The organism is Bradyrhizobium sp. Pha-3, assembly GCF_042258615.1.
In the GTDB taxonomy this organism is placed as follows: Bacteria; Pseudomonadota; Alphaproteobacteria; order Rhizobiales; family Xanthobacteraceae; genus Bradyrhizobium.
The window spans coordinates 4,482,517-4,507,516 of the sequence record NZ_CP170152.1 but is presented as its reverse complement, the minus strand read 5'-3'; the positions used below and the strand labels follow the sequence as shown (position 1 = coordinate 4,507,516).

Genomic DNA, 25,000 nt, shown 5'->3' with positions numbered 1-25,000 from the left:
ACGGCCGGCGCATGGCTTCCCCGCCTCCCAAACAGACCATGAAAGAGCGGATCCTCGAGACCGCCGACAAACTGTTCTACCTGCAGGGCATTCGCGCCATCGGCGTCGACACCATTGCGGCCGAGGTCGGCATCAGCAAGCGCACGCTCTACAATCACTTCCCGTCGAAGGACGCGCTGATCGAGGCCTATCTGCAGCGCCGCTTCGTGCAGCCCCGCCCCTCCGACAAGCCGCCGGCCGAGCAGATTCTGGCAACCTTCGATTCGCTGGAGCGACGATTCTCGGCGAAGGATTTTCGCGGCTGTCCGTTCGTGAACGCGGTCGCCGAGCTCGGTCCGGACGACGAGGACCGCACCGTCCGCAATATCGCCGTCGCCTTCAAGGAAAGCCGCCGGGTCTGGTTTCGCGATCTGCTGCGGCAGCTTGGCGTCACGGATGCCGAGGCACTTGCGACCCAGCTGACGCTCCTGGTCGACGGCTCGATCGCGCAGGACCTGGTGCGCGACGATCCGGCCATGGCGCGCGCAGCGAAGGAAGCCGCCCGCGTGCTGCTGGCGAATGCGGGCGTCAAGGTCGGCAGCTCCGCGCCTGCGGACAACAAGCGCACTGGATAAATCCGGTTGCGTACACAAGTCCGGTTTGGTTGTTAGCGTCGACGGCATGCGACGGATTCCAGATTGGATATTCCGTCCGGCGAGATTGACCGCGCGACAACCTGCGGCACAACTGGGGAACGACCATGGAAGATCTGAAGGTGACGGCCACCGGCTACGATTTCGCGCCGGCGCGCGCCGCCATGCAGCGCTATATCGACGACGATCTTTTGTCCGGCATCTCCTGGACGGTTCTGGTCGGCCGCGACATCGCTGACACGGGCTGCGTCGGATGGGCCGACAAGGAAGCGCAGATCCCGCTGCGCACCGACCACATCTTCCGGGTGTTCTCCAACACCAAGCTGATCACCTCCTGCGCGGCGCTGCTGTTGCTCGAGGACGGCCGTTTCCGGCTCGACGATCCGATCGAGACCTTCATCCCGCAGCTCGGCAACCGCAAGGTGCTGCGGCCCGGCGCGACGTCGATCGATGACACCGAGCCGGCGCAGAGCTCGATCACCATCCGCCAGTTGCTCAGCCACACCGCCGGCTTGAGCTACGGCTTCTTTGATCCCGGCACCGTCATCTTCAAGGCGCTGAACGAGCGCGGCGTGCACAATCCCAATACGACTTTGGCCGAGATGGTGGATGTGCTCGCCGATCTGCCGCTGATCTATCAGCCGGGCACCTCGTGGGAATACTCGCTCGCGACCGATGTGACCTCACGCCTGGTGGAAGTCGTCAGCGGCCAGAGCTTCGACAAGTTCATCAAGGCGCGCATCCTCGATCCGCTCGGCATGGTCGATACCGGCTTCGTCGTTCCGCAACAGGACCAGGGGCGCCTCGTCGCGTATTACGCAGGCGCGGATCTCATGGAGCCGATGAAGCCAGGCCTCACCCGCACCGACGATGCGCCCTTCCCCGGTGCCTATCTGCGCCCGATCGCAAGGCTCAGTGGTGGCGGTGGCCTGGTATCGACGCTGCCCGACATGGTCGCGCTGATCCGCAGCCTGCTGCCGGGCGGACCGACGCTGCTGAAGCCGGACACGATCGCAATGATGATGTCCAACCAGCTGCCCGAAGCACAGTGGATCCGCTTCGCGATGATGGGCGAACAACCCGGCAAGGCGCACGGGCTTGCCGGTGGCCTGATCCTCACCCCCTCGCCGATCGATCATCCCGACGCGGCCGGCGAGTTCTACTGGGGCGGCGTCGCGGGTACGCAGTGGTGGATTTCGCCGAAGACCGGGATGGCCGGCGTCATGATGGCGCAGCGCCAGATGGCGTTCGTCCATCCGTTCTCGTTCGAGTTCAAGCGGCTGGCCTATGACGCGGTGAAGCGCGGGAGATAGTAGCGCTTCGTAGCCCGCATGGAGCGCAGCGAAATCCGGGACAATTGTGCAACTGGCGAGAACCCCGGATTGCGCTTCGCTTCATCCGGGCTACGGGAGCTGAAACGAGAAGCTGCGGCGTACTGGATACCCCGCTTACGCGGGGTATGACGACGGAGGATACGGAGAGCGTGACGCGCGCTATGCCGCCGCTGAAACCACGCGGTTGCGGCCGTCGTGCTTGGCGCGATAGAGCGCGGTGTCGGCGCGCTTGAGCACGTCGGCGACCTGCTCGCCCTTGCGCTCAAGCGTGGTCAGCCCGATCGAGATCGTGACCGTGATCCGCTTGCTGCCCTTCTCGACGGCAAACGACTCGCCCGCGATCGAGCGGCGCAGCCGCTCGGCGACCATGCCGGCGACATGCAGATCCGTCTCCGGCATCACGATCACGAACTCCTCGCCGCCATAGCGGCAGGCGAGATCGATACCGCGGATCGACTTGCGGATGCGGACGGCGAATTCGCGCAGCACGTCGTCGCCGGCGTCGTGGCCGTAGGTGTCGTTGATCGCCTTGAAGTAGTCGATGTCGAGAATCATCAGCGCCAGCGGCTTGCCGCGGGTCGAGGCCTGCTCCGCCAAGGTCGCGAGGTGGCTCTCCATGTAGCGCCGGTTATTGAGGCCGGTCAGCGCATCCGTGATCGCCATCTCGATCGAGTTCTGCACGTTGTCGCGCAGATGATCGGTGTAGCGGCGACGGCGGATCTGGGTGCGCGCGCGGGCCAGCAGCTCGTTCTTGTCGACCGGCCGCAGCAGATAGTCGTTGACGCCGATCTCGAGCCCGCGCATCAGCCGCGTGTTGTTGTCGGCATCCGAGACGGCGAGGATCGGCACCTGCCGCGTACGCTCCAGCGAGCGGGCCTGGCTGCACAGCCGCAGGCCGTCGAAATTGTCGAGGCTGAGCGACACGATCAGGAGGTCGTAATTGCCCTCGGCGGCGTGGAACAAGGCTTCCGCCGGATTGGTCTCGACGTCGACGGTGTGCTCGGCGGAAAGGATCGGCGCCAGCTTCTCGTAGGACGACGGCCGGTCGTCGACCAGCAGGATGCGGCCGCCGGTGCCCTTGTCTGCGATCGCGCTGCGCTCGGGCGCCTGCATGCCGATCTCGAGCGAGGTGATGGCGCGCATGCGCAGCTCATCGGTCATCATCTTCAGCCGCGTCAGCGAGCGCACGCGTGCGATCAGCACGACGTCGGACACCGGCTTGGTCAGGAAATCATCGGCGCCAGCTTCAAGGCCGCGCACGCGATCGGCGGGACTGTCGAGCGCGGTAACGATGACGACGGGAATGAAATGGGTTGCCGGATTCGACTTCAAGCGTCGGCAGACCTCGAAGCCGTCCATATCCGGCATCATGACGTCGAGCAGGATGATGTCGCATTCGGCGCGCGCGCAGATCTCCAGCGCCTCGGTCCCGTTGGAAGCGGTCAGCACATCGAAATATTCGGCTGACAGCCGGGCTTCCAACAGCTTGACGTTCGCCGGAACGTCATCGACGACGAGGATACGCGCGGACATGGCACCACAACTCCCCTATCCGATAAAGCGTCGGACAGTCTCAATAAATTTGCCGACCGAGATCGGCTTGGACAAATAGGCTTCGCAGCCGCCCTCGCGGATGCGTTCTTCGTCGCCCTTCATGGCGAAGGCGGTGACAGCGACCACCGGAATCGTGCGCAGATCGGGATCGTCCTTGATCCAGCGCGTGACCTCCAGGCCGGAAACCTGGGGCAGTTGAATATCCATCAGGATGAGATCGGGGCGCAGCTTGCGAACGAGATCGAGCGCTTCGAAGCCATTGCTGGTGCCCGAAGTCTGATAGCCATGCGCTTCCAACAGATCGCGAAAGAGCTTCATATTGAGCTCGTTGTCCTCCACGATCAGGACGGTTTTGGCCATCCCGTCCCTCCCAGACTTAGGAAACAGGCCCGGCTGCGGCACCTCACGCACCGCGCGCGGAGCGCGTCGAAAATGTGAATTCAAACTAGCGCCAGAATCGCTCTAACCCGTTAACCCGTAGTCCAACTTCCGTACCGTGGTTTCCGTTGCTTGAACACATGCGGAAGACTCGGGCATGATGAGCCCCTCAATAGAGACCATAAGTTAACGGAAAGGCAAACCGGCGCGTTGAAAAAGCCTGTTCACAACCCCCGGGAAGTCGCTGAAATCGTTGCGATTCAGGCGCTCGGCTTCATTGCCGGCGATCCCGAGCGGCTGGGCTTGTTCCTGGCCGAAACCGGAATCGGTCCGGAGACGCTGCGGAACGCTGCCTCCAATCCTCAATTTCTTGCGAGCGTGCTCGATTTCGTGATGCGCGACGATGCCACCGTGAAGGCGTTCGCCGCGGCCTCCGAACTGCACCCGACCAACATCGCTGCCGCCCACCAGGTGCTGGGCGACCCGAAATGGGAGCGCGACGTGCCGTGACGACGGCAGCGCCAGCTTCCGACGGCCCCCTCAGTTTCTGCCGAGACTGCCTCGGCGATCTCGATATCAAGGTGAAGCGATGCAGCCATTGCGGCTCGCCGCGGCTGGTGCGCCATCGCACCCTGCCCGCGCTGGCGCTGGCGCATATCGACTGCGACGCGTTCTATGCCACCGTCGAGAAGCGCGACAATCCTGAGATCGCCGACCGCCCCGTCATCATCGGCGGCGGCAAGCGCGGCGTGGTGTCGGCTGCCTGTTACATCGCCCGCACCTACGGCGTCCGCTCGGCGATGCCGATGTTCAAGGCGCTGGAACTCTGCCCCGACGCCACCGTGATTCCGCCGGACATGGCGAAATATGTCCGGGTCGGGCGCGAGGTGCGCCAGGCGATGCAGGCGCTGACGCCGCTGGTCGAGCCGCTGTCGATCGACGAGGCCTTCCTTGATCTCGCCGGCACGCAGCGCGTCCACGGCATGATCCCGGCCAAGGTGCTCGCCAAATTCGCCCGCGACGTCGAGCGCGACATCGGCATCACGGTGTCGGTCGGGCTGTCCTGCAACAAGTTCCTCGCCAAGATCGCGTCCGACCTCGACAAGCCGAGGGGCTTTGCCACGCTCGACCAGGACGAGGCGCGCGAGATGCTGGCGAGCAAGCCGGTCGGCTTCATCTACGGCGTTGGCCCTGCGACGCAGGAGAAACTCGTGCAGCGCGGCTTCCGCGTCATCGCGGACCTGCAGCGCGCCGACGAGAACGAGCTGATGAAGCAGTTCGCGAGCGAAGGCCGCCGGCTGTGGCGGCTGGCGCGCGGCATCGACGACCGCAATGTGGTGCCCGATCGCGGCGCCAAGACGATCTCGAGCGAGACCACTTTCGAGACCGACATCCGCGATTTTGCAATCCTGGAAAAACTGCTCTGGAAGCTGTCGGAGAAGACCTCGGCGCGGCTGAAGAGCAGCGACCTCTCAGGCTGCACCATCACGCTGAAGCTGAAGACCGCGGACTTCCGCCAGCGCACCCGCTCGCAATCGATCCAGACCCCGACCCAGCTCGCCGCCAAGATCTTTGCGGTGACGCGCGAGATGCTGGTCAAGGAGATCGACGGCACCGCCTTCCGCCTGATGGGCGCCGGCGTCAGCGCGCTGCGGCCCGGCTCGCAGGCCAACGATTCCGACATGCTCGACCGCCGCTCGGCCCACGCCGAACGCGCGATCGACAATTTGCGCAAAAAGTTCGGCAACGCCGCGGTGATCCGGGGCATTGCTTATGAGGGGCCGGGGAAGAGCGCGGACGAGTAATCGATCGTCATGGCCGGGCATAGCCGTCCGAAGGACGGCGTCGCTTCCGCTCGCCTATGCCCGGCCATCCATCCAGAAAGATTCTTCGAAGAGCGATGGATGCGCGGGTCAGGCCCGCGCATGACGAGATGCGTCAATCCGCGACCGCAACCGCCTCGATCTCGATCAGCCATTCCGGCGCCGCGAGCGCGGTGACGCCGACGAGCGTCGAGGCCGGCGGCTCCATGCCCTCGAAGAACGCCGAGCGCGCCTTGCCGATGATCGGGCGAAGCTCCGGCCTGTAGCCGACGACGAAGGTCGTGATCTTGACGATGTTGGCATAGCTCGCCCCGGCGGCTTTCAACGCCATGCCGAGGTTCTGCATCACCTGCGTCGTCTGCGCGGCGAGATCGCCGGCACCGACCACCCGGCCCTCCTCGTCGGTGGAAACCTGTCCGGAAATGTAGATCGTGCGCGCACCCGAGGCGACCACGACATGCGAGTAAGCCGGATTGTGATGCAGGCCGCTGGGGCGCAGATGGTCGAGCTTGCTCATGATATGCCTCCCTGACACGCGTGTTTTGGGAAGCGTACTCGTGTCTGATGGTTCCGGCCAGTGCGGTCTCAGGAGGACTGTGGTCTTGCTCTGCTGTCGTCCCTGCGAAAGCAGGGACCCATATGTGGACGGCCCCCGTGGCACAAGAGCTTTCTGAGTAGATCGGATCGCTGCATCCATATGTCCGGCCTGTTGATGCGACGCGCAAAGGTCGCTGGCCAAGATGGGTTGCGCGACGCGAGCTCCAAACAACCCCGCGACCTGTTGGCGGCCAATGGGTCCCACGGACTGTCTCGCATCGTTGATCGACCGATTGCTCCATCTGCTCTTGCAGCTTCCGGGTCGGCTGGTGGGCGAACCCGCCGGCCGGCCAATCTGTTAGGCGGCGGCCGCCATGGCATTGAGCCGCGCGGCATCGTAACTCTCGCCCGTCGCCATCAGCTTCCAGGCGATGCGGGCAACCTTGTTGGCGAGCGCCACGGCGGCCAGCTTCGGCGGCTTGCGCTTGAGCAGCGCCAGCAGCCAGCGCGACGGATGGCCTCGGCCCCGCCGAACCTGCTGGATGACCGCCGTCGCCCCAACCACGAACAAGCGGCGCAGGTCTTCGTCACCGGCCCGCGTGATCTTGCCGAGCCTGGTCTTGCCGCCGGTGGAATGATCCTTCGGTGTGAGGCCGAGCCAGGCCGCAAAATGCCGGCCGGAGCGGAACGCATGCGGATCGGGCGTCTTCATCACCAGCCGTGTTGCGGTGATCGGGCCGACGGATGGGATCTGCGCCAGACGCCGGCTCAGCGCATCGGCGCGGTGCCAGGCCATCAGCCTAACCTCGAGTTGCTTGAGTTCGGCTTGCAGAGCAGCGTATTGGCGTCCCTGCACCGCAAACACCTCGCGCGCCATGCTGGGCAAGCTCTCGTCCTGCGCGATCCGCGCCAGCAGCGGCTCGATCTTGTCGAGCCCCTTGGGCGCGATCAGGCCGAGCTCCGCCGCATAGCCGCGGATCGCGTTGCTCAGCTGGGTGCGCCGGGCGATCAATCCATCGCGCAGCCCCGCCAGCATCAGCGCGGCCTGTTGCTCGGCCGTCTTGACCGGCACAAAGCGCATGTTCGGCCGGTCCATCGCTTCACACAGCCCTTCTGCATCGCGCCCGTCATTCTTGTTCCGCATCACGTAAGGCTTCACCAATTGCGGGGCCATCAGCCTCACCGCGTGACCGAGCTTGCCAAGCTCCCGCGCCCAATACTGCGAAGCTCCGCAGGCCTCCATCCCGATCACGGTCGGCGGCAATTTGGCGAAGAACTCCAGCACTTGCTTGCGCGACAGCTTCTTGCGCAGCACCACCTGCTCCGCCGCATCAACCCCATGCAGCACAAAAATATGCTTCGACGTATCCATTCCAATGCGGATAATCTCTCCCACGGACGGCTCCTTTGTCTGAGATTTGCAACAACCTCATTCTGGCACACTGATGCCGTAGGGGGCCGTCCACACCATCAACCACAGGGTTGCGTTGTGATACAACGCTGTGGCCCCAGCGAGGCCCAACTAAAAACGACGGTGGTTGTGGATCCCGGGTCGCGCTTCGCTTGCCCGGGACGACACCGAGTGGGTGGTGATAGCCAACCCTCACTTGCAGGGTTTGGAATCCCTGACGTCGAACTTGTCCAGCGCGCCCGAGATCACGAAATCGTTGTAATCCAGGACCAGCGCGCGGGAGACGCCGTTCTCGTAGAGCTCGAACGACATCGCGTAGACCGGCGTCTGCTCGCCATCCTTGGCCCGCGCGTCGCTGTCGTAATAGCTCACCGTCACCGGCCAGCGCGTCATGGTTTTCATCGCATCGCTCGCGGTCGACGGATCGGGCGATGACGGCGCGCGGTCGCCGGCGATCGGCCGGCCGATCACGGTCAGCGTGTTGTAGACCTTCTCGCCATTGTCTGAGCCGTCATAGACGGTCTGCTCGAGCACCGCTTTGCCGTCGCGGGCGGCGGCGATGATGTGCTGGATCTGCTCGGTCGGGAACACGATCTTGCCGTCGAGGTTGAACGTCTTCTTCACCGGCTGGGTCAGCTTCACGGTGATATGATCGCCCACCCGCTCGGCGATACCGTCGACCGGCGACGAGTCACTGTCGTTCATCCGCGTGTCGATCTTGAAGCGGTAGCTCTTGCCCGACGCGTCCTCCCAGGACGAGGAGCGCAGATCGGACAGCGTCACCTTGCCCTCGCCGCTGTCGAGTTCGGACACCTGGCGGAATTCGGAGGTGTAGCCTTCGCAGGAGCTGCCGGAGAAATTGTACAGGATGCGCCCGCGCGCATCGCTGACCGAATTGGAGCCGCGCGATTTCACGAGGCTGAGATCGTACAGCGCCTGATGCGCCAGAAACGGCCCGCCGGCTGCAGCGGCGGCGCCATGAACCAGGCCGGCTCCTGCGGCAACGGCGATCGTGAGCACCAGGGCACGCGACGGATTCCGAAACGGCAGGATCATGGTTTTTCCTCGAGGAGGCAGGGATTCGCCACAATAGTGACGGTGGTATTGCGCCGCAACTGGGGCAACTCTGACAAAATCGCAACTTATGCGGCGAAATTGCCGTCATTCTTGGCGGTTTTCCGTGCGATTCCGCACGCCACGGCCGCGCCGCCCTCACCTTACCGTCGCTTGCAACCGGCGGCACGATGCGCGAAACAATCGAAACAAACTTGGCCCTGACCGCGTTTCAGGCTTCGTGCAAATCCAATTGAGGGACAAAATGTCGGGTACCGTCGAACAGAAACTGGCGTCACAGGGCATCACACTTCCCCAGCCGACCTCCCCGGTCGCGAACTATGTCCCCTTCGTCCGCAGCGGAAACCTGTTGTTCATCTCGGGCCAGGTCTGTTTCAACGCCGAAGGCAAGCTGATCGCCAAGGGCAAGCTAGGGGCCGGCGTCACGCTCGAGCAAGGCGTCGCCGCGGCGCAGGGCTGCGCGATCAACCTCTTGGCCCAGGTCAAGGCCGCCCTCGGCGATCTCGACAAGGTCGTGCGCGTGGTGCGCCTCGGCGGCTTCATCAACTCGGCGCCGGACTTCTTTGACGGACCGAAGGTGCTGAACGGCGCCTCCGACCTGATGGTCGCAGCCTTCGGAGACAAGGGCCGCCACGCGCGCACCACCGTCGGCGTCGCCTCGCTGCCCGCGGACGCCGCGGTCGAGGTCGAGGGCGTGTTCGAAGTCGCCTGATCGATGCGCGCCCCTGATTGGCTGACGAAGCGGCCGGTCGCCCATCGCGGCCTGCACGACGCCGCACGCGGCATCATCGAGAACATGCCGGCCGCGGCCAACGCCGCGGTCGCCGGCCATTTCGCCATCGAGTGCGATATCCAGCTCACCGCCGACGGCGAGGCGATGGTGCATCACGACGATGCGCTCGGCCGCCTCACCGAGGGCTCGGGCCTGCTGTCGACCAAGACCGCAGCCGAGCTGAAGGCGGTGAAATTCAAGAACACCTCCGAGCAGATGATGACGCTCGGCGATCTCTGCACACTGGTCGCCGGCCGCGTCCCGCTGGTGGTCGAGGTGAAGAGCCATTTCGATGGCGACCGCAAGCTGGTTCGGCGGATGGCCGAGGTGCTGTCGTCCTATTCCGGCCCTGTCGTCGGCATGTCGTTCGATCCCGACCAGGTGCTGGCGCTGCGCGAGATCATGCCGAACCTGCCGCGCGGCATCACCGCCCAGCGCACCTATGACGACAGTTCCTGGACCAAGCTGACGCCGGCCCAGCGCGACGGCATGCTGTACCTGCGCCACGGCTTCAAGACCGAGCCGCATTTCGTTGCCTTCTGGGTCAACCAGCTGCCGGCGCCGGCGCCCTGGATTGCCCGCAACGTGTTCGGCTGTCCGCTGCTGGCGTGGACCGTGCGGACAGTGGAGCAGCGCGAACGCGCGGCGCGCTACGCCGACCAGATGATTTTCGAGGGGTTTGTGCCGGGAACCTGACATGTCGCAGAGACTCTTGAACTCATCGCTGCGACGCACGATCTTGTCGGGAGTTGGTCGTCATCGGCGATGGCGGAATGCGGAGCATGATCCGGAAGTGGAGCCAGCTGTTCCGGAAAGATCATGCTCAAAAGAGGCACCGGTCTTCACTCTCGATGGCGTCGTCTGAAATCACCCTAGAGGCTGTAGCTGACATCGGCGGCATCCCGGCCGCCGAATGGGACGCCTGCGCCAATCCGAAGGCGGACGCGGACAGCATCCATAACCTCGACACGCTGGCCTCGCCTGCTGTCGCAGGCGATTGCCAAACGACCGCAGGTTCGAGCTATAACCCTTTCGTTTCACACGCCTTTTTCGCCGCCGCCGAGGCCTCGAACTCGGCCTGCCCGCGGACCGGCTGGGGCCCTCGGCATCTGGTGGCAAAACTCGACGGCCGGATCGTCGGCGTCGTGCCCTGCTATCTGAAATCGCACTCGCAGGGCGAGTACGTGTTCGACCGCGGCTGGGCCGAGGCCTATCACCGTGCCGGCGGCAGTTATTACCCGAAGCTGCAGGTCTCCGTCCCGTTCACGCCCGCCACCGGCCCGCGGCTGTTGATCCGCGACGGCGTCGACCGCGAGGCGATCGGCTCGGCGTTGGCGCGCGGCCTGCGCGCGCTCTGCAACGCCACCGAGGCCTCCTCCGTTCACGTCACCTTTGCCCGCGAGGATGAGGCAAAGTTCTTGGGCGCACACGGTTTCCTGCAACGGACCGACCAGCAGTTCCACTGGCACAATCAAGGCTACAAGACCTTCGACGATTTCCTGGGATCGCTGAACTCGCGTCACCGCAAGGGCATCAAGCGCGAACGCCGCGAGGCGGTTACCGCCGGGATCACCATCCACTGGCTGACCGGCTCGGATATCACCGAGGAAGCCTGGGACGCGTTCTTCGAGTTCTACATGGAGACCGGCTCGCGCAAATGGGGCCGGCCGTATCTCACCCGAGAATTCTTCTCGCTGATCGGCGAGAGCATGAGCCGGGACGTACTGCTTGTCATGGCCAAGCGCAACGGCCGCTGGATCGCCGGCGCGATCAACTTCATCGGCTCGGACACGCTGTTCGGCCGCAACTGGGGCGCGATCGAGCACCACCCGTTCCTGCATTTCGAGGTCTGCTACTATCAGGCGATCGATTTCGCGGTTCAGCGCGGGCTCAAGGTGGTCGAGGCCGGCGCGCAGGGCGAGCACAAGCTGGCGCGCGGCTACCTGCCGCAGACCACCTATTCGGCGCACTTCATCGCCGATCCCGGCCTGCGCCGGGCGATCGCCGATTATCTCAAGCGCGAGCGCGACTATGTCGCCGAGGTCGGCCGCGAGCTCTCCGAGGCCGGCCCGTTCCGCAAGACCGTCGACGACGACGCTTGACGTTTCAGCCGCGACCGAGACATTAGACCCACAAAATCCAGGGAGCCGCCGCCATGCCCGCCGCCTATGACAACAACAACCCCTTCGCAAAAATCCTGCGCGGCGAGTTTCCGTCCTACAAGGTCTACGAGAACGAGCACGTGCTCGCCTTCCTCGACATCATGCCGCGCTCGCCCGGACATACGCTTGTCATTCCGAAGGCCCCTGCCCGCAACATCCTCGACATCACCCCGGACGACTACGCCCACGTCGCGCGCGCCGCCCACAAGATCGCCTCCGCCGGAATGAAGGCGTTCGAGGCCGACGGCATCACCGTGCAGCAATTCAACGAGCCCGCCGGCGGCCAGGTCGTGTTCCACCTGCACATGCACGTGATGCCGCGCAAGGACGGCGTCGCGCTGCTGCCGCCCGCCAGCCACAAGGAAGACGGCAAGGTGCTGGAGGCGCACGCGGCGAAACTGATCGCGGCGTTGAAATAGGCCGCGCGACACGCGCGATGCTGCGTAGCCCGGATGGAGCGCAGCGCAATCCGGGAGTCCTTGCCGCGTTGCAAGACCGTCGCGGATTTCGCTTCGCTTCATCCGGGTTACGAATTCTACTCCGTCTCGAAATCCCCGGCCTGTGGCGGGGCGAGCGGGGTGAATTCGCAGCGGTCGGGCTTGACGTCGATCAGCGGCGTCTCGTCGAGGCAGTCGAGGCCGCGCACCAGGATGACGTTGCCCTCGACGCCGACCAGCTTGACGATCGAGGTGCCGATTGGATTCGGGCGCACCGGCGAGCGCAGCGAGAAGGTGCCGCGGATGTTGCCGTTGTTCTTCGGGCTTTGCAGCACGATGTCGCGCCGCGACTGGTGCAGCCAGTACAGCACTTCGAGGTTCGAGTAGAAATCGACGCCCTTGATCGCGGCGACCCACGGCTCGAAGATCTCGAGCCGGCACACCGGGCCGTCATGCCGCCCCTGCCGCGGCGTCGCCAGCCGCGATGTCCAGGGCGTGCGGATGCGGCCGATGAAGACGAGCCCGGCGTCGCGTGCCGTCGGCATGTCGACGGCAACCTCGCCCTGGCGCAATTCCATTTCACGTACCATGTCTCAGTCCAACGATATGTTCAGCGCCTTGACCACGCCCGCCCACCGCGCGCGATCGGTGTCCACGAATTTGTCGATCTCGGCCTGGCTCTTTACCCGCAGCGGCGGAAAGCCGATCCTGACCAGCGAAGCGCGAAACGCCTCGTCGTTCAAGGCCCGGTCGAGACTCGCCTTGATCTTGCCCGCGATCTCGTCAGGCACTTTCGACGGCGCTGCAATACCATACCAGACGCTGACCGCATAATCGGGATAGCCGCTCTCGGCAATCGTCGGCAGATCGGGCAGATCGGGGATGCGCTCGGCCGAGCTGACGCCGAGTGCGCGCAGCATGCCTGACTTGACCGGCGGCAGCGCGGTGCCGAGCGTGTCGAACATCAGCTGGATGTTGCCTGACAGCAAATCCTGCAGCGCGGGTCCGGCGCCCTTGTAGGGCACGTGGGTCATCTCGACGCCGGCCATCTGCTTGAACATCTCGCCGGCGAGGTGAACCGTGCCGCCGGTGCCGGCCGATCCGAAATTGAGCTTGCCGGGATTCTTCTTGGCGTAGGCAACGAACTCCGCGATCGTTTTGGCCGGGACGGACGGATGCACCTCCATGATCAGCGGCGCATCCGTGATCACCGACAGCAGGCGGAAATCCCTGGCCGGATCGTAGGGCAGCTTCTTGTAGAGCAGAGGATTGAGCACGAAGATCGAGGCCGCCGTCACGAACAGCGTGTAGCCGTCGGGATCGGAGCGCGCTACCGCCTCGGCACCGATCGCGCCCTGCGCGCCGGCCTTGTTCTCGACCACGACCACCTGCTTGAGATCGCGTCCGAGATATTCGCCGACGAGACGGCCGAGCACGTCGGTCGGCCCGCCCGCGGCGTAGGGCACCACAAGCTTGATCGGGCGCGTCGGATAATCCGCGGCTCGCGCCGGCAGCGCTGCTGTCAGCAAGGCAGTCAGAGCCACGATGAAGGCCGATGATGCGCGCCGCGGCATGGCGTTCCCCCGTTGTTGTTTTCTTGGGAAACCAGAGTACCGGATAATGCGGTTGCCGCAATCAGCCGAGCCAGTATTTGCCTGCGATCAAGACGATCTCACCCACGATGACCCCAGCGAAGATCGATTTCCTCGCCAGCATGAACGCGACGAAGCCCGCGGCGACGGCGCCGTAACGCAGCCAGTCCGGCACGCCGGCGAGCGCGCCCGGCGGCTGCACCACGATCTGCGCGATGATCCCGGCGAGGATCGCGGTGGCGACCGCCCTCACCCAGACCAGCAGCTCGGAATTCTCGTCGATGCCGCCGCCGAACCACAGGCCGAGCATGCGCCAGATCTGGTTGGGGATCACGCCCGCCACGAACAGGATGGCGAGCGCGTGCCAGTCGCCGATGAAGCCCGTCATGCGCCCGCCTTCACGATGCCCGCCCGCGCCCGATGCACGCCATAGGCAATGGTTCCCGCGACGACGCCGCTGACCAGGATATCGACGCCGCTGTTCAGCATCGCCGCCAGCGGGAACAGCAAGAGCCCAAGCACCAGCGCAATGACGTCGGCGAGCTCGCGGCAGTTGCGCGCGGTGGAGAACAGGAAGGCGAGCGGCGTCAGCATCAGCATGCCGGCGGCGAGCAGCGGCGTGAGGTTGGCCGCGAGCGTGTAGCCGATCGTGTTCGCGATCAGACAGACCGAGACCAGCCCGCAGCCGAGCCCGTGGATGAAGGCGATCCGGCGGTTGCGCGGCACCTGCGGCAGGAAGCGGAAGCATTCGACCCACAGCGTCACCGCGGTGAGATGCGCCACCAGGATCAGATGCCGTCGCTTGGTGTCTTCCGTGCGCATCATCGGCAACACCGACACCACCATCGGAAACAGCCTGATCGCGCTGACGGTGACCGCGATGGCCGATTGCAGCACGGTGGCGCCGGAGCCAAGCGTCGTGATCACGATGATCTGCGCGGGACCCGCCCAGACGAACGCCGTGCTCGCCAAGGTCCAGCCCAGAGAGAAGCCGGAATCATGCGCCAGCGCGCCGATGCCGAGATAGGTCGCAAACAGCACCAAGGTCAGCACGGTCGCGCCGATCGACCGCGCGCCCCACAGGAAGGCGCGGAACGAGGTCTGCCATTGCGGAGAATCGAGCGGAGGAAGCGCCACGGGAAGCCGGATGGTTTTGCAATGTCGGCGGCTTAGGGCGCGGTGCTCAACGGGTCAAGCAAGCGGCCGCACAGCGCTGGTATGCGGTAGCCCGGATGGAGCCAACGGGTCGCGCGAACGCGCGCCCGATGACAGGCTCAGCGCAATCCAGGACAGCTCTCACCTATTGCAAGAGCGGCCCCGGATTTCGCTGCGCTTCATCCGGGCTGCGCAGCTACGCAATCACGCCCTGTTCTTGAGGACAAAGCATGCCCCGCCCGCCTTGCGGATGCGGTTGCACAGGCCGTCGGCTTCGGGGCGCGTGTCGGCGCCGATGCGCACCTGGTAGAACGTCGCGCTGCCGCGGGTGCGCAGCCGCGAAGAAAGCAGGCTCGGATCCTGATCGCCGATCACACTCGATAGCCGCTTGATGGCGCGGGCATACATCGCAAGCGCCTTGTCGCGGCTGAAGCCGGCGGCGAGCTGCACGCCCCAGACCTTGGCCGCCGACAGCGTGATGTGCTGCTCGAGCCCGGCCACGAACGGATTGGGCGCGCGCTTCAACAGCGCCATCAGCTCGCGGCAGCTCGTGGTCGGCGCACGCTGTGGCATCTTGCCGTTGCGGCCGGCGGCGGCCCAGTCGTCGACGCTGGAGCCGGTGATCGCCGAGACATAGTTGCGCGTCTCCTGCGGCATGTACCCGGAGCCGGCAAGCCAGTCCTGGATCCGGCGCGGGCCGGCATTGTAGGCGGCGGCCGCGAGGCCGAGATTGCCGAACTGGTTGCGCAACTCGCTGAGGAATTCAGCCGACTTCGGCAGCGCCTGCACCGGATCGAGCGGATCGAGCAGCCCGCGCTCGCTGGCCGTACCCGGCATGAACTGCGCGATGCCCTGCGCGCGCTGGCCATTCCGGGTCATCGGACCAATCGCGTCGGCCTGGAAACGGCTCTCCTGCCAGATCACGCGCGCAAAGAATTCGAGCGGCAGGTCGTTCGCCCGCGCCGCCGACTCGATCATCAGGCACATCGCCTCGCGGGTGTCGCTCTCGCGCGCGTCATCCGCGGGCTTGTCGGTTGCCGCCGCGGGCTTCTCGGCAGGTGGCGCGGGCGTGTCCGGCTGGGGTGTCCCGGCCGATGGCGCAGCCTGCCCTCCCGGCGGCGGCGCAGGCTGCTCCGCCGGAGCGGCCACGGGTTTCTCGGCGGGCTTGTCCGCAGGCGGCGTTGCGGGCTGCTCGGGGCTTGGCGGCGTCGGCGGAGCTGCGGCAGGCGCGTCCTCCGCGCCGGCGCCACCCGGCGACACCAGCAACACAAGCATGACCCATGCGGCGCAAAGACCTGTTCGCATCGCAAATCTGTTCCCGCGCGGCGCGGCTTGACACCGCAGGCTCGTGGTCTAGCTATGACTGATAATGATGGCGCGCAAAAGGGAGCGCAAAATGGCCGCAGCCTCAGACGATCAAACCGGCTTTGCCCCCGACGACGACGCCCCGATCGGCTACATGAAGCGGACCCGCGATTATTACGCCGCGATCGGCTACACCACCCCCTACCGCTGGGTGCATTACACCTCCGCCCCGTTCCAGCCGCTAACGAAGCCGCTGAACCAGTCCCGCGTCGCCATCATCACGACCGCGGCACCGTTCGATCCAGCCAAAGGCGACCAGGGCCCCGGCGCGAAATACAATGGCGGGGCAAAATTCTATGCGGTCTATGACGGCGACACGTCGCAGCCGCACGATTTGCGGATTTCGCACATCGCTTACGACCGCACCCACACCACGGCGACCGACAGCGGCACCTGGTTCCCACTGGCGCAACTCAAGCGCCTCGCTGCGGCTGGCAGGATCGGCGAAGTCGCCCCGCGCTTCTTCGGCGCGCCGACCAACCGCAGCCACCGCGTCACCATCGAAACCGATGCGCCCGAAATCCTCAAGCGCTGCCGCGACGACGAGGTCGACGCCGCGGTGCTGGTGCCGAACTGCCCGGTCTGCCATCAGACCGTCAGCCTGGTGGCGCGGCATCTCGAGGCCAACGGCATCCCGACCGTCGTGATGGGCTGCGCCAAGGATATCGTCGAGCACGCCGCGGTGCCGCGCTTCCTGTTCTCTGACTTCCCGCTCGGCAACTCCGCCGGCAAGCCGCATGACGAGGCTTCGCAGGCGTTCACGCTGGAGCTGGCGCTGCGCGTGCTGGAAACTGCGCCCGGTCCGCAGACCACCGTGCAGTCACCGCTGCGCTGGAGCGAGGACGCGTCCTGGAAGCGCGACTACAGCAATGCCGATGCGCTGAGCGCCGAGGAGCTGGCCCGCCTGCGCCGCGAGTTCGACGCACAGAAGGAGGTTGCGAAGGGCCTCCGCGAACGTGTTGCGTAGGACTGCCGTCCACAGCCGACCCTGCATCCGAGCGCGTCATCATGCCGCAGGAAGCAAGAGAGAATTCAAAGATGGTCCCTTGGACAGTCGCGCGGCGTCTTCTCGACTAAATTCCACATCCGATCGCCGAGCCCGTCCACGCGCTGCGTCGTCGCATCCGGCGCTTCTTCTGGAGAATTCAGGAGTTCGCGGCACGGTCTCGCGCCGGTACGCTTTTCGCTGAGAGCGTCACGGATTTCGGTCAACTCGCCGCCGTCCACACCTGAATCAGGCTTGTCCCTGCTATCTGGACTCGTTGTATACGACGAGATATAGGCGATTATCGAGTTCGTTTTCCGGATGATATTCCTTTGGGGCCGCGCCTGACCGCGCTAGCCGTGACGTGGCTGAAGACATGATTCTCGTCGGCATCGATGACACCGATAATCTGGAAAGCCATGGGACGGGCTATCTGTCGCGGCAACTGGGTTCGCTGATCGCTGCTTCCGGGATCGCGCTGGTGCACGAGATCACGCGCCATCAGTTGCTGTTCGACCGCCGCATTCCCTACACGTCGCACAACAGTTCGCTGTGCCTGCGGGTCGAAGTCCCGTCGGATGACACATCCGCTCTGGCGGACATGTGTCGGACCTATCTGTTGAAGCACAGCGCCGACGGCGCCGACGCAGGCTTGTGCATCGCAGCCTGGTCCGCCGTTCCATCCATCGTCGAAGATTTCGGCTTCAAGGCAAAGCAGGACATCCTGACCCAGGACGACGCGCGCGACCTGGCGAGACGCGAGGCACTGTATCTTGAGGGATTGACCGGCGACCAAGGCGGCGTGATTGGCGCGCTCGCTGCGGTGGGTCTGCGCAAGAGCGGCCGCGATGGCCGCATCGCCTGGCGACCGGGGCTGCGCGAAACCCGCGGCATCGTTACGGGCACGTACCTTCTGACGCATTCCGGGATCGATGCCATCCGCCATGCCCATAGCGGTGAACCGGTGGCTGCGTCCGACCGCATCAGTGTCAACCCTTGGCCGCGCGGCGTCATGATCGACGGTCAGGCCGTTCTTCTCGTCGAACCAGCAGGAAGCCCCGATGACCACTTTGACTGGCAACTCGCGCCAAAAGACATTCTCCGGCAGTTCTGAGGCAGCGGTCGGCGCGCTTACCGGCTTTGGCGTCTGTCTGGTCGCCGGCGGGTTGGTCTGGGCTGTCGATGCGTGGCTGCGGCTGCCGTTGCATCTGCCCGGTTGGCGCGGCCTGATCGTGATGGCGATCTTGGTGACGGCACGCGGTGTCACGGGGCTGCCGTGGGCGGCCAGCGCCGCTGTCTGCAGCGCGGCTGTTGTCGGCTTTGCCGCCGGCAACATCGGCCCCCATGGTATTCTGATTTATGTACTGCCGGGATTGATTATTGATGCGTTGGGCCTGATCGGTCCGGCGTGGCGCAGCTCGTTGTTGCGCATCGGCCTCTCCGCTGGCGTCGCGAACGCGGCGAAGTTCATCGGCATTCTGGCCTTCGGCGCCGGTTTTCGCGGCGTCGGACTTCTCATGCCCCTATCCAGCCATTTCCTGTTCGGCGTAGCCGGCGGCGTTATCGCCGCGGTGCTGCTGATGCGCTGGCGCGGAAAGTGACTCCACGTGAAGGCACGATACGTCGTTACTGCCGTCCTGGGACTGTCCGCCGTCGCCGCTCCGGCCGAAGCCGATGACGAAAGGGAGAAACACACCGAGCCCTATACGCTCGGCGAAGTCGTCGTGACCGATCGGGTGCCCAGGCGCGCCGCGGCCAAACCAGCCGCGGCCGCGACCGGCCAGAGAGCCAACCAAACCGCGGGCAACCCGGCATCGACCGGGACCGACCGCGCGCCAAGCGAGGCGACAGGGGGGACCACCTCGATTGCGGCCGGTCGGGCGACTGCGGAGAACACAACGGTCGTCACCGACGAGCAAATTGCGCAGAAGGGCGCACGCAGCCTCGACGAAGCGGTCCGTGCCGTTCCAGGTGTTGTTGTCACCAGCGGCGGCCAGAGCATTCCTCGCCTGATGGTCCGAGGCCTGCCGCCACGACAAACGCAGATTTTCCTCAACGGCGTTCCGTTGAATTCCGCTGTCGATGGCCAGTTCGATCCCTCCCTGATTTCGACCGAGAGCATCGATCAGATCAAGATCGTGCAGGGTCCAAGCTCGGTGCTCTACGGTCCCGGGACGATCGCCGGCGTCATCGACATCATCACCAAGAAGGGGACGAGCGGCGTTCATGGCGATATTGGCGCCGAGGTCGGAGGCGGTGGCGCGCGGCGCGCTTACGGCACCCTCTCCGGCGGCTTCGAGAATTACGATTTCTTCGTCAGCGGCAGCCATACGGACCGCAATGCATTCCTTCTTCCAGACGGCGCCTATCGGGCCAACAGCGACAACGAACAGTCGAACCTGTTCGCCAATCTCGGCACGAGCGTCGGCGATTGGCGACTTGGCGCGACCTTCAGCTACCTGCAAGGCCGGCAAGGCCTGGCACCGAACGCGATTGCCCCGGGATCAGGAAATCCGTTCACCCCGGGACAAAACTTCGAGCGGCTCGATCCGATCAAGGGTCAGTCGGCCCAATTCGATGCCGCCTACGAGCCGGACGGCCCGCTCGCGCTGCGCTTCACGGGCTATCTGAACCAGCTCGATATGCGCGACAAGCGCTTCGACGACGCCACCTACACGACCATGATCAATCCGACCGTCAAGACGTTCGACGAGACGATCCGCACCACCGTCAGCGGTGGGCAGGCCGAGCTTCGCTACGATCTCGGCACCTTTGGCAGCATCACGTCGAACGTCGCGGTCCGCAATGAAGCTGATGATCTGTCAGGGATGATCCGCGACGTTGTCCTCCGAGCTGGCGGAGGTGGAGGAACCGGCGGCACTCGAGCCGGCGGCGGCAGTGGCGCAGGCGGCGGGGGCGGCACCGGCACTGGCAGCGGCACCTTCGGCTGGCGCACCCTCGATGAATCTCATGCGCTGACGACCACATCGGCCGCCACCGAATATCGCGTCGATCCGATGCCGCGCCTGCACCTGACGATAGGCCTCAGCGAGCATTGGTTTCAGCGCGCGGATACGACGGACACAGGTGCCCAGTGGATGACGAGTGTCGGTTATGATTTGACATCGGACCTGCTCGCCTTCGGCACGTATGCTCACAAAGTGCGCTTTCCGACCATCGATCAGCTATTCAATCCGCAGCAGGGCAATGCTGCGCTTCGCCCCGAGCAATCGGACAATTACGAATCAGGGCTCGCCTGGACGTTCGCGCCGAAAGCACAGCTGCGCGCCAGCGTGTTCCGTAATGACGTGAGCAACTTCATCCTCAACGACCAACTCAACCAGGTCTACGTCAACCGTGACGTGACCATCTCCGGCTTCCAGGTTTCGGGCGGCTATTCGCCGCTGCCGACGCTGACGTTCCGGCCTGGCTATACCTATCTCGACATGCGCTATCCGTCGTCCGGATTGCCAGTGGACTACCGGCCGCGCCACGTCGTCGATTTTCTGGTCGCGTACGAGCCGGCTCCCGGCTGGCAGATCTCGAGCGACGTATCCTGGTTCATGGACCAGTCGGTCGGATCCAGATCGAACGCCGCCGTGCGGCAAGCGCTTCCCGATTACGCCGTGGTCAATGCGCGGATCCGCAAATCCCTGGGCAAAGGCCTCGACGCTTATTTGCGTGCTACCAATCTCTTCAATCGCGACTACGAATATGCCGTCGGCTTCCCGGCCGCGGGCCGCACGGTGTATGCCGGGCTGCAATATCGCTTCTAGAGGGCGGTTTCGAGCGAAGCGACCTGGGCCGAAGTTCGACGCGCAGAAGGAAATCGCGAAGGGCCTGCGCGTGGCGTAGGGCTTACCCAATTTACGCTGTCATCGCCCGGCTCGACCGGGCGATCCAGTATCCCAGAGACAGCAGTCAGTCACTGAGGGGCCCCGGCGTACTGGGTCCCCCGGTCAAGCCGGGGGACGACAGCGGAGGCGAAACGCCTACACGTGCGCCGGGACGGCATCATGTGACGTCGCTTCCTCGCTACCCGCATAACGCCGCGCCAGCGCAGCGCAGGTCATCAGCTGGATCTGGTGAAACAGCATCAGCGGCAGCACGATCAGGCCGACCGATTGCCCGGCGAGCAGCACGCTCGCCATCGGCAATCCGCTCGCAAGACTCTTCTTCGAGCCGCAGAACATGATCGCGATGCGGTCGGCGCGAGAAAAGCCGAGCAGCTGACTGCCGAAATTGGTGATCAGCAGCACGATCGCCAGCAGCAGCGCATCGAGGCCGAGCACGATCGCCATCTGGGTCGCGTTGACCTGGTGCCAGATCCCATGGCTGACGCCGTCGCTGAACGCGGTGTAGACGATCAACAGGATCGAGCCGCGGTCGACCAGGCCGAGCATCGCATGGTGCCGCTCGACCCAGCGGCCGATCAGCGGCCGCGACAATTGCCCTGCCACGAACGGCAGCAACAGCTGCACCACGATGTCGAGCGCGGCATTGCCGGAGAACCCGCCATGGCTGGAGAGCAGCACGCCTGCCAAGAGAGGCGTCGCGACGATGCCGAGCAGATTGGAGGCGGTCGCCGAGCACAGCGCGGCCGACACATTGCCGTGCGCGATCGAGGTGAAGGCGACCGAGGACTGCACGGTCGACGGCAGGATGCAGATCAGGATCACGCCCGCCCACAGCGCCGGCGTCAGCAGATGCGGCGCCAGCGCATGGGCAGCGAGCCCGAGCATCGGGAACAGGGCGAAGGTCGACAGGAAGATCACGAGGTGCAGCCGCCAGTGCCGGGCGCCGACCAACGCCTCCGTCGTCGACAGCCGGGCGCCGTGGAGAAAGAACAGCAGGGCAATCGCAGCGTCGGTGGCATAGCCGCCGATCACGGTGCCCTGCCCGTGCAGCGGCAGCAAGGTGGCGAGGCCGACCATGCCGACGATGGCGGCGATGTAGGGGTCGACGGGCACGAATGAGCGCAGGCGGCTGATGGTCATGGTGGCTTCCTTTCCTCAGGCGAAAGGTGCGCATCCCCATGCCGATTGTGAACCGCGCTTACCGATGTTATTGCCATTACGTTATGTAATGATGGATCGCCGCCATGCTCGACCCGGCCCAGCTCGAAACCTTCCTGACCGTCGCGCAGACGCAGAATTTCACCGAAGCGGGCCGCCGCCTCGGCCTGAAGCAGTCGACGGTCAGCCAGCACATCCGCAAGCTCGAGGCCGCCGCCGGGCGCCGCCTGTTCGTGCGCGACACGCATTCGGTGGTGCTGACCGCCGACGGCGAGGCGATGACGGGTTTTGCGCGCCCGATCCTCGAGGCCAACGCCCGCGCCCGCGATTACTTCGCGGGGTCGCAGGTGCGCGGCAAAGTCCGGTTCGGCGCCGCGGAGGATTTTGCCAGCTCGCGCCTGCCCGATCTGCTGCGCGACTTCGTCCGCCGCCATCCGCAAGTCGATCTCGAGCTGACGATCGGCCTCAGCGCCGTACTGTACCAGCAACTCGACGCCGGCGAACTCGATCTCGTGCTCGGCAAGCGCCGGCCCGGCGACGCGCTGGGACAGCTGGTGTGGCAGGACCGCCTGGTGTGGACCGGTGCGCCCGGCATGCGGCTCGATCCCGAACAGCCCCTGCCCCTGATCCTCTACGCGCCGCCGAGCGTCAGCCGCAGCGTGGTGCTGGAGGCGATGGAGCGGTTCGGGCGGCCCTGGCGCATCGTCTGCTCCAGCGGCAGCCTCAGCGGCCTGCGCGCCGCAGCGCTGGCCGGTCTCGGCATCACCCCGCAGGCTCAGGGCCTGATCCCGGACGGACTCGAAGCGATGCCGGCGTCAGGCCTGCCGCCGCTCGGCGACGTCGAATTCGTGGTCCGCACCGCGCGCCGCACCAGACGCGGCCCGGCCACAGAACTGGCGCAGGCGATCACGGAACGCGGCGGCCGGCTGCGGCCTTAGAAGGTTTGGCGAGAATGGTCTTACGCTGCGCTCGCTGCGCCCCTCCCGCTTTCGGGGTCGAGACGAGCGAAGCTTGCTCTGAGGCCAGATCGCATCGATCGAGCCGCGCAACAAGAGGTCATCGCGAGAGGATGCGCGGCCATCTCCTCGTCCACCGCCGTCATCGCCCGGCTTGACCGGGCGATCCAGTACGCCGCGGCCTCTCGGCTCAAGCACTGCGGTCTCTGGAATACTGGATCACCCGCATGCGCGGGTGATGACACTGAGCAAGCTGGGCAATCACCCGTCATCCCGAGAGGATGTGAGGCCATATCCTCGTCCACCGCTGTCATCGCCCGGCTTGACCGGGCGATCCTGTACGCCGCAGCCTCTCGGCTCAAGCACTACGGTCTCTGGAATACTGGATCACCCGCATGCGCGGGTGATGACACTGAGCAAGCTGGGCAATCACCCGTTATCCCGAGAGGATGTGATGCTATGTCCTCGTCCACCACTGTCATCGCCCGGCTCGACCGGGCGATCCAGTACGCCGCAGCCTCTCGGCTCAAGCACTGCGGTCTCTGGAATACTGGATCACCCGCATGCGCGGGTGATGACACTGAGCAAGCGGAGGCGCGCCTGCACTTCTGAATAATAGAAGTATACCGCTGAGTTGCCCGACGAGTCAAGTTGCCGTCTCCGCCGATGCCGTCTCCGCCGACAGCCGCCGGCTACTTTGCATGGGGTTGTTTTCGATATTTTGAATGCAGCTTACATCAGCCGGCTGGCGCCGCCGCGAGTTGCACCGCGCTCAGCATGCCGGTCTGTTCGTGGCAGCCGAGATACTCGAAGAACTGCTCGTCGGCGGCGGCAACCGTGACCTCGTGATACAGCCTGAGCTTTGCGGCTGGTCCCAACGTCGACAGGTACTTCATCGCCGCGCCGAAGATCCTGACATGGGTCGGATGCGACTCCGCCCAGCGCTCCAGCGCCGCGAGGCTCTTCCACCAGCTCTGGCCGTAGGACTTTTCCGTCAGTCCTCCATCCGCATCGACGACGCGCATGTAGCGGTTGGCGTAGCAGCCGATCGGCACGCCGTCGTCGCGCAGGAAGTCCATGCCCTCGCGCAGCACCGGCTCGACATCGTCGAGATACATCTTGCGCTCGGACGCCTCGGTGTCGCTCCAGTCCTGGCCGGAGCGGATCAGGCAGAGATTGTCATGCGCGACCACGCGGATGCGCGCGCCGTCGCGGATCACGCGCGGCTCGCCGCCGGGCGTCATCGCGTCGGTCTGCGACAGCGGGATGCGGTCGCGCATGCCGCCCCAATAGGCGTGCTCCTGCACCTCGCCGCTCATGCCGTCGGCAAGCACCGCGACGCCCTCGGGGCGGCCGAGCGACGAGAACAGCGTCTCGTAGCGCGCAACATGCGGCCGCAGCACCTCGATGAAGCGACCGACGCCATCGCTGGCGCCGCGGCCGGTCCAGGCCTCGCGCGCGGCCTCGAACCAGGCATCGAAACGCCCGGCATCGTCCCAATAGGCGACCGAGACGACGTTGGTGAAGCCGGCCTGGTCGACATATTGCGCGCGGTCCCAATGTGTCGGGCCGTTCTCGCCGGCAAAGCGCTTTGCGATCGATGCAAGCGCCTCGGCCACTGCGGCGGTCGGCTCGCCGCGATATTGCACGCCGAAATAGGCCATGATCACGCGTGCGACCGCAGGCTTGTGGCGCGCGACGAACGAGGGATAAGGCGGCGCGTAGTCGTCGGGCACGCGACGATGACGCGAGCGCTCAGTCTGCAGATGAGAGGGAATTGCGGATTCCATGGCAGTCGCCTCCGGTTGGGTGTTGCCC

25 protein-coding genes are annotated in these 25,000 nt (G+C 65.2%); 13 read left to right on the top strand and 12 right to left on the bottom strand.

The annotated features are described in order from the left end of the window. The first annotated feature begins 11 nt into the window (after nucleotides 1-11). On the top strand, nucleotides 12-614 hold the full coding sequence (locus ACE10Z_RS21365) for a TetR/AcrR family transcriptional regulator (protein WP_375789643.1): 603 nt from the start codon (nucleotides 12-14) through the stop codon (nucleotides 612-614). A 125-nt stretch (nucleotides 615-739) separates the two neighbouring features. Continuing rightward, on the top strand, nucleotides 740-1,945 hold the full coding sequence (locus ACE10Z_RS21360) for a serine hydrolase domain-containing protein (RefSeq protein WP_375789642.1): 1,206 nt from the start codon (nucleotides 740-742) through the stop codon (nucleotides 1,943-1,945). Between the two features lie 180 nt (nucleotides 1,946-2,125). Here the strand turns inward: ACE10Z_RS21360 and ACE10Z_RS21355 are convergent, their stop codons facing one another. Then, on the bottom strand, nucleotides 2,126-3,499 hold the full coding sequence (locus tag ACE10Z_RS21355) for a PleD family two-component system response regulator (RefSeq protein ID WP_375789641.1): 1,374 nt from the start codon (nucleotides 3,497-3,499) through the stop codon (nucleotides 2,126-2,128). Between the two features lie 15 nt (nucleotides 3,500-3,514). Then, nucleotides 3,515-3,880 (bottom strand): response regulator, encoded by a 366-nt coding sequence (locus ACE10Z_RS21350; RefSeq protein WP_016845968.1) that lies wholly within the window; start codon nucleotides 3,878-3,880, stop codon nucleotides 3,515-3,517. Between the two features lie 228 nt (nucleotides 3,881-4,108). Here ACE10Z_RS21350 and ACE10Z_RS21345 point away from each other — a divergent pair, with 228 nt between their 5' ends. Then, nucleotides 4,109-4,408, top strand: coding sequence for a DUF3572 domain-containing protein (locus tag ACE10Z_RS21345; protein WP_050425563.1), 300 nt, complete (start codon nucleotides 4,109-4,111; stop codon nucleotides 4,406-4,408). Beyond that, on the top strand, nucleotides 4,387-5,703 hold the full coding sequence (locus ACE10Z_RS21340) for a DNA polymerase IV (protein ID WP_375789640.1): 1,317 nt from the start codon (nucleotides 4,387-4,389) through the stop codon (nucleotides 5,701-5,703). The genes ACE10Z_RS21345 and ACE10Z_RS21340 overlap by 22 nt, the downstream gene beginning before the upstream one ends. Nucleotides 5,704-5,836: 133 nt before the next feature. Here ACE10Z_RS21340 and ACE10Z_RS21335 read toward each other — a convergent pair whose 3' ends face one another. From ACE10Z_RS21335 to ACE10Z_RS21325, 3 genes are all read right to left on the bottom strand, one after another. Then, nucleotides 5,837-6,238, bottom strand: a complete 402-nt coding sequence (locus ACE10Z_RS21335) for a RidA family protein (protein WP_375789639.1) — start codon at nucleotides 6,236-6,238, stop codon at nucleotides 5,837-5,839. A gap of 378 nt (nucleotides 6,239-6,616) precedes the next feature. Then, a complete protein-coding gene (locus ACE10Z_RS21330) occupies nucleotides 6,617-7,654 on the bottom strand; it encodes an IS110 family transposase (protein WP_375784163.1) in 1,038 nt (345 codons plus the stop codon). Nucleotides 7,655-7,861: 207 nt separating this feature from the next. After that, a complete protein-coding gene (locus tag ACE10Z_RS21325) occupies nucleotides 7,862-8,725 on the bottom strand; it encodes a cell envelope integrity EipB family protein (RefSeq protein ID WP_375789638.1) in 864 nt (287 codons plus the stop codon). 262 nt (nucleotides 8,726-8,987) lie between these two features. Here ACE10Z_RS21325 and ACE10Z_RS21320 point away from each other — a divergent pair, with 262 nt between their 5' ends. The 4 genes from ACE10Z_RS21320 (at nucleotide 8,988) to ACE10Z_RS21305 (ending at nucleotide 12,096) form a co-directional block, all read left to right on the top strand. Then, entirely contained in the window at nucleotides 8,988-9,455 is a 468-nt protein-coding gene (locus tag ACE10Z_RS21320; protein WP_375789637.1) for a RidA family protein, read from the top strand. Between the two features lie 3 nt (nucleotides 9,456-9,458). Continuing rightward, nucleotides 9,459-10,211 (top strand): glycerophosphodiester phosphodiesterase, encoded by a 753-nt coding sequence (locus tag ACE10Z_RS21315; protein WP_375789636.1) that lies wholly within the window; start codon nucleotides 9,459-9,461, stop codon nucleotides 10,209-10,211. 155 nt (nucleotides 10,212-10,366) lie between these two features. Next, the gene (locus ACE10Z_RS21310) at nucleotides 10,367-11,617 is read left to right on the top strand and encodes a GNAT family N-acetyltransferase (RefSeq protein ID WP_375789635.1); all 1,251 of its coding nucleotides are present in this window, start codon (nucleotides 10,367-10,369) and stop codon (nucleotides 11,615-11,617) included. A gap of 53 nt (nucleotides 11,618-11,670) precedes the next feature. Continuing rightward, nucleotides 11,671-12,096, top strand: a complete 426-nt coding sequence (locus ACE10Z_RS21305; protein WP_375789634.1) for an HIT family protein — start codon at nucleotides 11,671-11,673, stop codon at nucleotides 12,094-12,096. Between the two features lie 116 nt (nucleotides 12,097-12,212). On the opposite strand, the gene tsaA is transcribed toward ACE10Z_RS21305, so the two are convergent. From tsaA to ACE10Z_RS21280, 5 genes are all read right to left on the bottom strand, one after another. Further along, nucleotides 12,213-12,704, bottom strand: coding sequence for a tRNA (N6-threonylcarbamoyladenosine(37)-N6)-methyltransferase TrmO (gene tsaA, locus ACE10Z_RS21300; RefSeq protein ID WP_375789633.1), 492 nt, complete (start codon nucleotides 12,702-12,704; stop codon nucleotides 12,213-12,215). 3 nt (nucleotides 12,705-12,707) lie between these two features. Then, nucleotides 12,708-13,688 (bottom strand): Bug family tripartite tricarboxylate transporter substrate binding protein, encoded by a 981-nt coding sequence (locus tag ACE10Z_RS21295; protein ID WP_375789632.1) that lies wholly within the window; start codon nucleotides 13,686-13,688, stop codon nucleotides 12,708-12,710. 61 nt (nucleotides 13,689-13,749) lie between these two features. Beyond that, a complete protein-coding gene (locus tag ACE10Z_RS21290; RefSeq protein WP_375789631.1) occupies nucleotides 13,750-14,094 on the bottom strand; it encodes an AzlD domain-containing protein in 345 nt (114 codons plus the stop codon). Next, a complete protein-coding gene (locus ACE10Z_RS21285; RefSeq protein ID WP_375789630.1) occupies nucleotides 14,091-14,843 on the bottom strand; it encodes an AzlC family ABC transporter permease in 753 nt (250 codons plus the stop codon). The genes ACE10Z_RS21290 and ACE10Z_RS21285 overlap by 4 nt, the downstream gene beginning before the upstream one ends. Before the next feature lie 222 nt (nucleotides 14,844-15,065). After that, complete coding sequence (locus tag ACE10Z_RS21280) at nucleotides 15,066-16,136, bottom strand: transglycosylase SLT domain-containing protein (protein WP_375789629.1); 1,071 nt, start codon at nucleotides 16,134-16,136, stop codon at nucleotides 15,066-15,068. Between the two features lie 121 nt (nucleotides 16,137-16,257). On the opposite strand from ACE10Z_RS21280, the gene ACE10Z_RS21275 reads away from it, so the two are divergent. The 4 genes from ACE10Z_RS21275 to ACE10Z_RS21260 all read left to right on the top strand — a co-directional run bounded on the left by ACE10Z_RS21275 (nucleotide 16,258) and on the right by ACE10Z_RS21260 (nucleotide 20,987). Beyond that, a complete protein-coding gene (locus tag ACE10Z_RS21275) occupies nucleotides 16,258-17,193 on the top strand; it encodes a glycine/sarcosine/betaine reductase selenoprotein B family protein (protein WP_375789628.1) in 936 nt (311 codons plus the stop codon). Nucleotides 17,194-17,587: 394 nt separating this feature from the next. Further along, a complete protein-coding gene (locus tag ACE10Z_RS21270; RefSeq protein WP_375789627.1) occupies nucleotides 17,588-18,325 on the top strand; it encodes a hypothetical protein in 738 nt (245 codons plus the stop codon). Continuing rightward, nucleotides 18,273-18,812 carry a hypothetical protein gene (locus ACE10Z_RS21265; RefSeq protein WP_375789626.1) on the top strand — a complete coding sequence of 180 codons (540 nt, stop codon included), beginning with the start codon at nucleotides 18,273-18,275 and terminating at the stop codon, nucleotides 18,810-18,812. The genes ACE10Z_RS21270 and ACE10Z_RS21265 overlap by 53 nt, the downstream gene beginning before the upstream one ends. A 6-nt stretch (nucleotides 18,813-18,818) precedes the next feature. Further along, nucleotides 18,819-20,987 carry a TonB-dependent receptor gene (locus ACE10Z_RS21260; RefSeq protein WP_375789625.1) on the top strand — a complete coding sequence of 723 codons (2,169 nt, stop codon included), beginning with the start codon at nucleotides 18,819-18,821 and terminating at the stop codon, nucleotides 20,985-20,987. A gap of 216 nt (nucleotides 20,988-21,203) precedes the next feature. Here ACE10Z_RS21260 and ACE10Z_RS21255 read toward each other — a convergent pair whose 3' ends face one another. Then, complete coding sequence (locus tag ACE10Z_RS21255) at nucleotides 21,204-22,208, bottom strand: bile acid:sodium symporter family protein (RefSeq protein ID WP_375789624.1); 1,005 nt, start codon at nucleotides 22,206-22,208, stop codon at nucleotides 21,204-21,206. A 104-nt stretch (nucleotides 22,209-22,312) separates the two neighbouring features. On the opposite strand from ACE10Z_RS21255, the gene ACE10Z_RS21250 reads away from it, so the two are divergent. Next, entirely contained in the window at nucleotides 22,313-23,164 is an 852-nt protein-coding gene (locus ACE10Z_RS21250; protein WP_375789623.1) for a LysR family transcriptional regulator, read from the top strand. Nucleotides 23,165-23,919: 755 nt separating this feature from the next. Here ACE10Z_RS21250 and ACE10Z_RS21245 read toward each other — a convergent pair. Further along, nucleotides 23,920-24,972, bottom strand: a complete 1,053-nt coding sequence (locus tag ACE10Z_RS21245; RefSeq protein ID WP_375789622.1) for a phenylacetaldoxime dehydratase family protein — start codon at nucleotides 24,970-24,972, stop codon at nucleotides 23,920-23,922. Between the last annotated feature and the right edge of the window lie 28 nt (nucleotides 24,973-25,000).

Coding starts and splice junctions, on each gene's coding strand:
- ACE10Z_RS21275 (WP_375789628.1), top strand. CDS start 16,258: ATGGCCGCAGCCTCAGACGATCAAACCGGCTTTGCCCCCGACGACGAC.
- tsaA (WP_375789633.1), bottom strand. CDS start 12,704: ATGGTACGTGAAATGGAATTGCGCCAGGGCGAGGTTGCCGTCGACATG.
- ACE10Z_RS21335 (WP_375789639.1), bottom strand. CDS start 6,238: ATGAGCAAGCTCGACCATCTGCGCCCCAGCGGCCTGCATCACAATCCG.
- ACE10Z_RS21350 (WP_016845968.1), bottom strand. CDS start 3,880: ATGGCCAAAACCGTCCTGATCGTGGAGGACAACGAGCTCAATATGAAG.
- ACE10Z_RS21270 (WP_375789627.1), top strand. CDS start 17,588: ATGATTCTCGTCGGCATCGATGACACCGATAATCTGGAAAGCCATGGG.
- ACE10Z_RS21295 (WP_375789632.1), bottom strand. CDS start 13,688: ATGCCGCGGCGCGCATCATCGGCCTTCATCGTGGCTCTGACTGCCTTG.
- ACE10Z_RS21245 (WP_375789622.1), bottom strand. CDS start 24,972: ATGGAATCCGCAATTCCCTCTCATCTGCAGACTGAGCGCTCGCGTCAT.
- ACE10Z_RS21315 (WP_375789636.1), top strand. CDS start 9,459: ATGCGCGCCCCTGATTGGCTGACGAAGCGGCCGGTCGCCCATCGCGGC.
- ACE10Z_RS21255 (WP_375789624.1), bottom strand. CDS start 22,208: ATGACCATCAGCCGCCTGCGCTCATTCGTGCCCGTCGACCCCTACATC.
- ACE10Z_RS21325 (WP_375789638.1), bottom strand. CDS start 8,725: ATGATCCTGCCGTTTCGGAATCCGTCGCGTGCCCTGGTGCTCACGATC.
- ACE10Z_RS21320 (WP_375789637.1), top strand. CDS start 8,988: ATGTCGGGTACCGTCGAACAGAAACTGGCGTCACAGGGCATCACACTT.
- ACE10Z_RS21280 (WP_375789629.1), bottom strand. CDS start 16,136: ATGCTTGTGTTGCTGGTGTCGCCGGGTGGCGCCGGCGCGGAGGACGCG.
- ACE10Z_RS21265 (WP_375789626.1), top strand. CDS start 18,273: ATGACCACTTTGACTGGCAACTCGCGCCAAAAGACATTCTCCGGCAGT.
- ACE10Z_RS21250 (WP_375789623.1), top strand. CDS start 22,313: ATGCTCGACCCGGCCCAGCTCGAAACCTTCCTGACCGTCGCGCAGACG.
- ACE10Z_RS21340 (WP_375789640.1), top strand. CDS start 4,387: ATGGGAGCGCGACGTGCCGTGACGACGGCAGCGCCAGCTTCCGACGGC.
- ACE10Z_RS21365 (WP_375789643.1), top strand. CDS start 12: ATGGCTTCCCCGCCTCCCAAACAGACCATGAAAGAGCGGATCCTCGAG.
- ACE10Z_RS21360 (WP_375789642.1), top strand. CDS start 740: ATGGAAGATCTGAAGGTGACGGCCACCGGCTACGATTTCGCGCCGGCG.
- ACE10Z_RS21355 (WP_375789641.1), bottom strand. CDS start 3,499: ATGTCCGCGCGTATCCTCGTCGTCGATGACGTTCCGGCGAACGTCAAG.
- ACE10Z_RS21310 (WP_375789635.1), top strand. CDS start 10,367: ATGGCGTCGTCTGAAATCACCCTAGAGGCTGTAGCTGACATCGGCGGC.
- ACE10Z_RS21290 (WP_375789631.1), bottom strand. CDS start 14,094: ATGACGGGCTTCATCGGCGACTGGCACGCGCTCGCCATCCTGTTCGTG.
- ACE10Z_RS21305 (WP_375789634.1), top strand. CDS start 11,671: ATGCCCGCCGCCTATGACAACAACAACCCCTTCGCAAAAATCCTGCGC.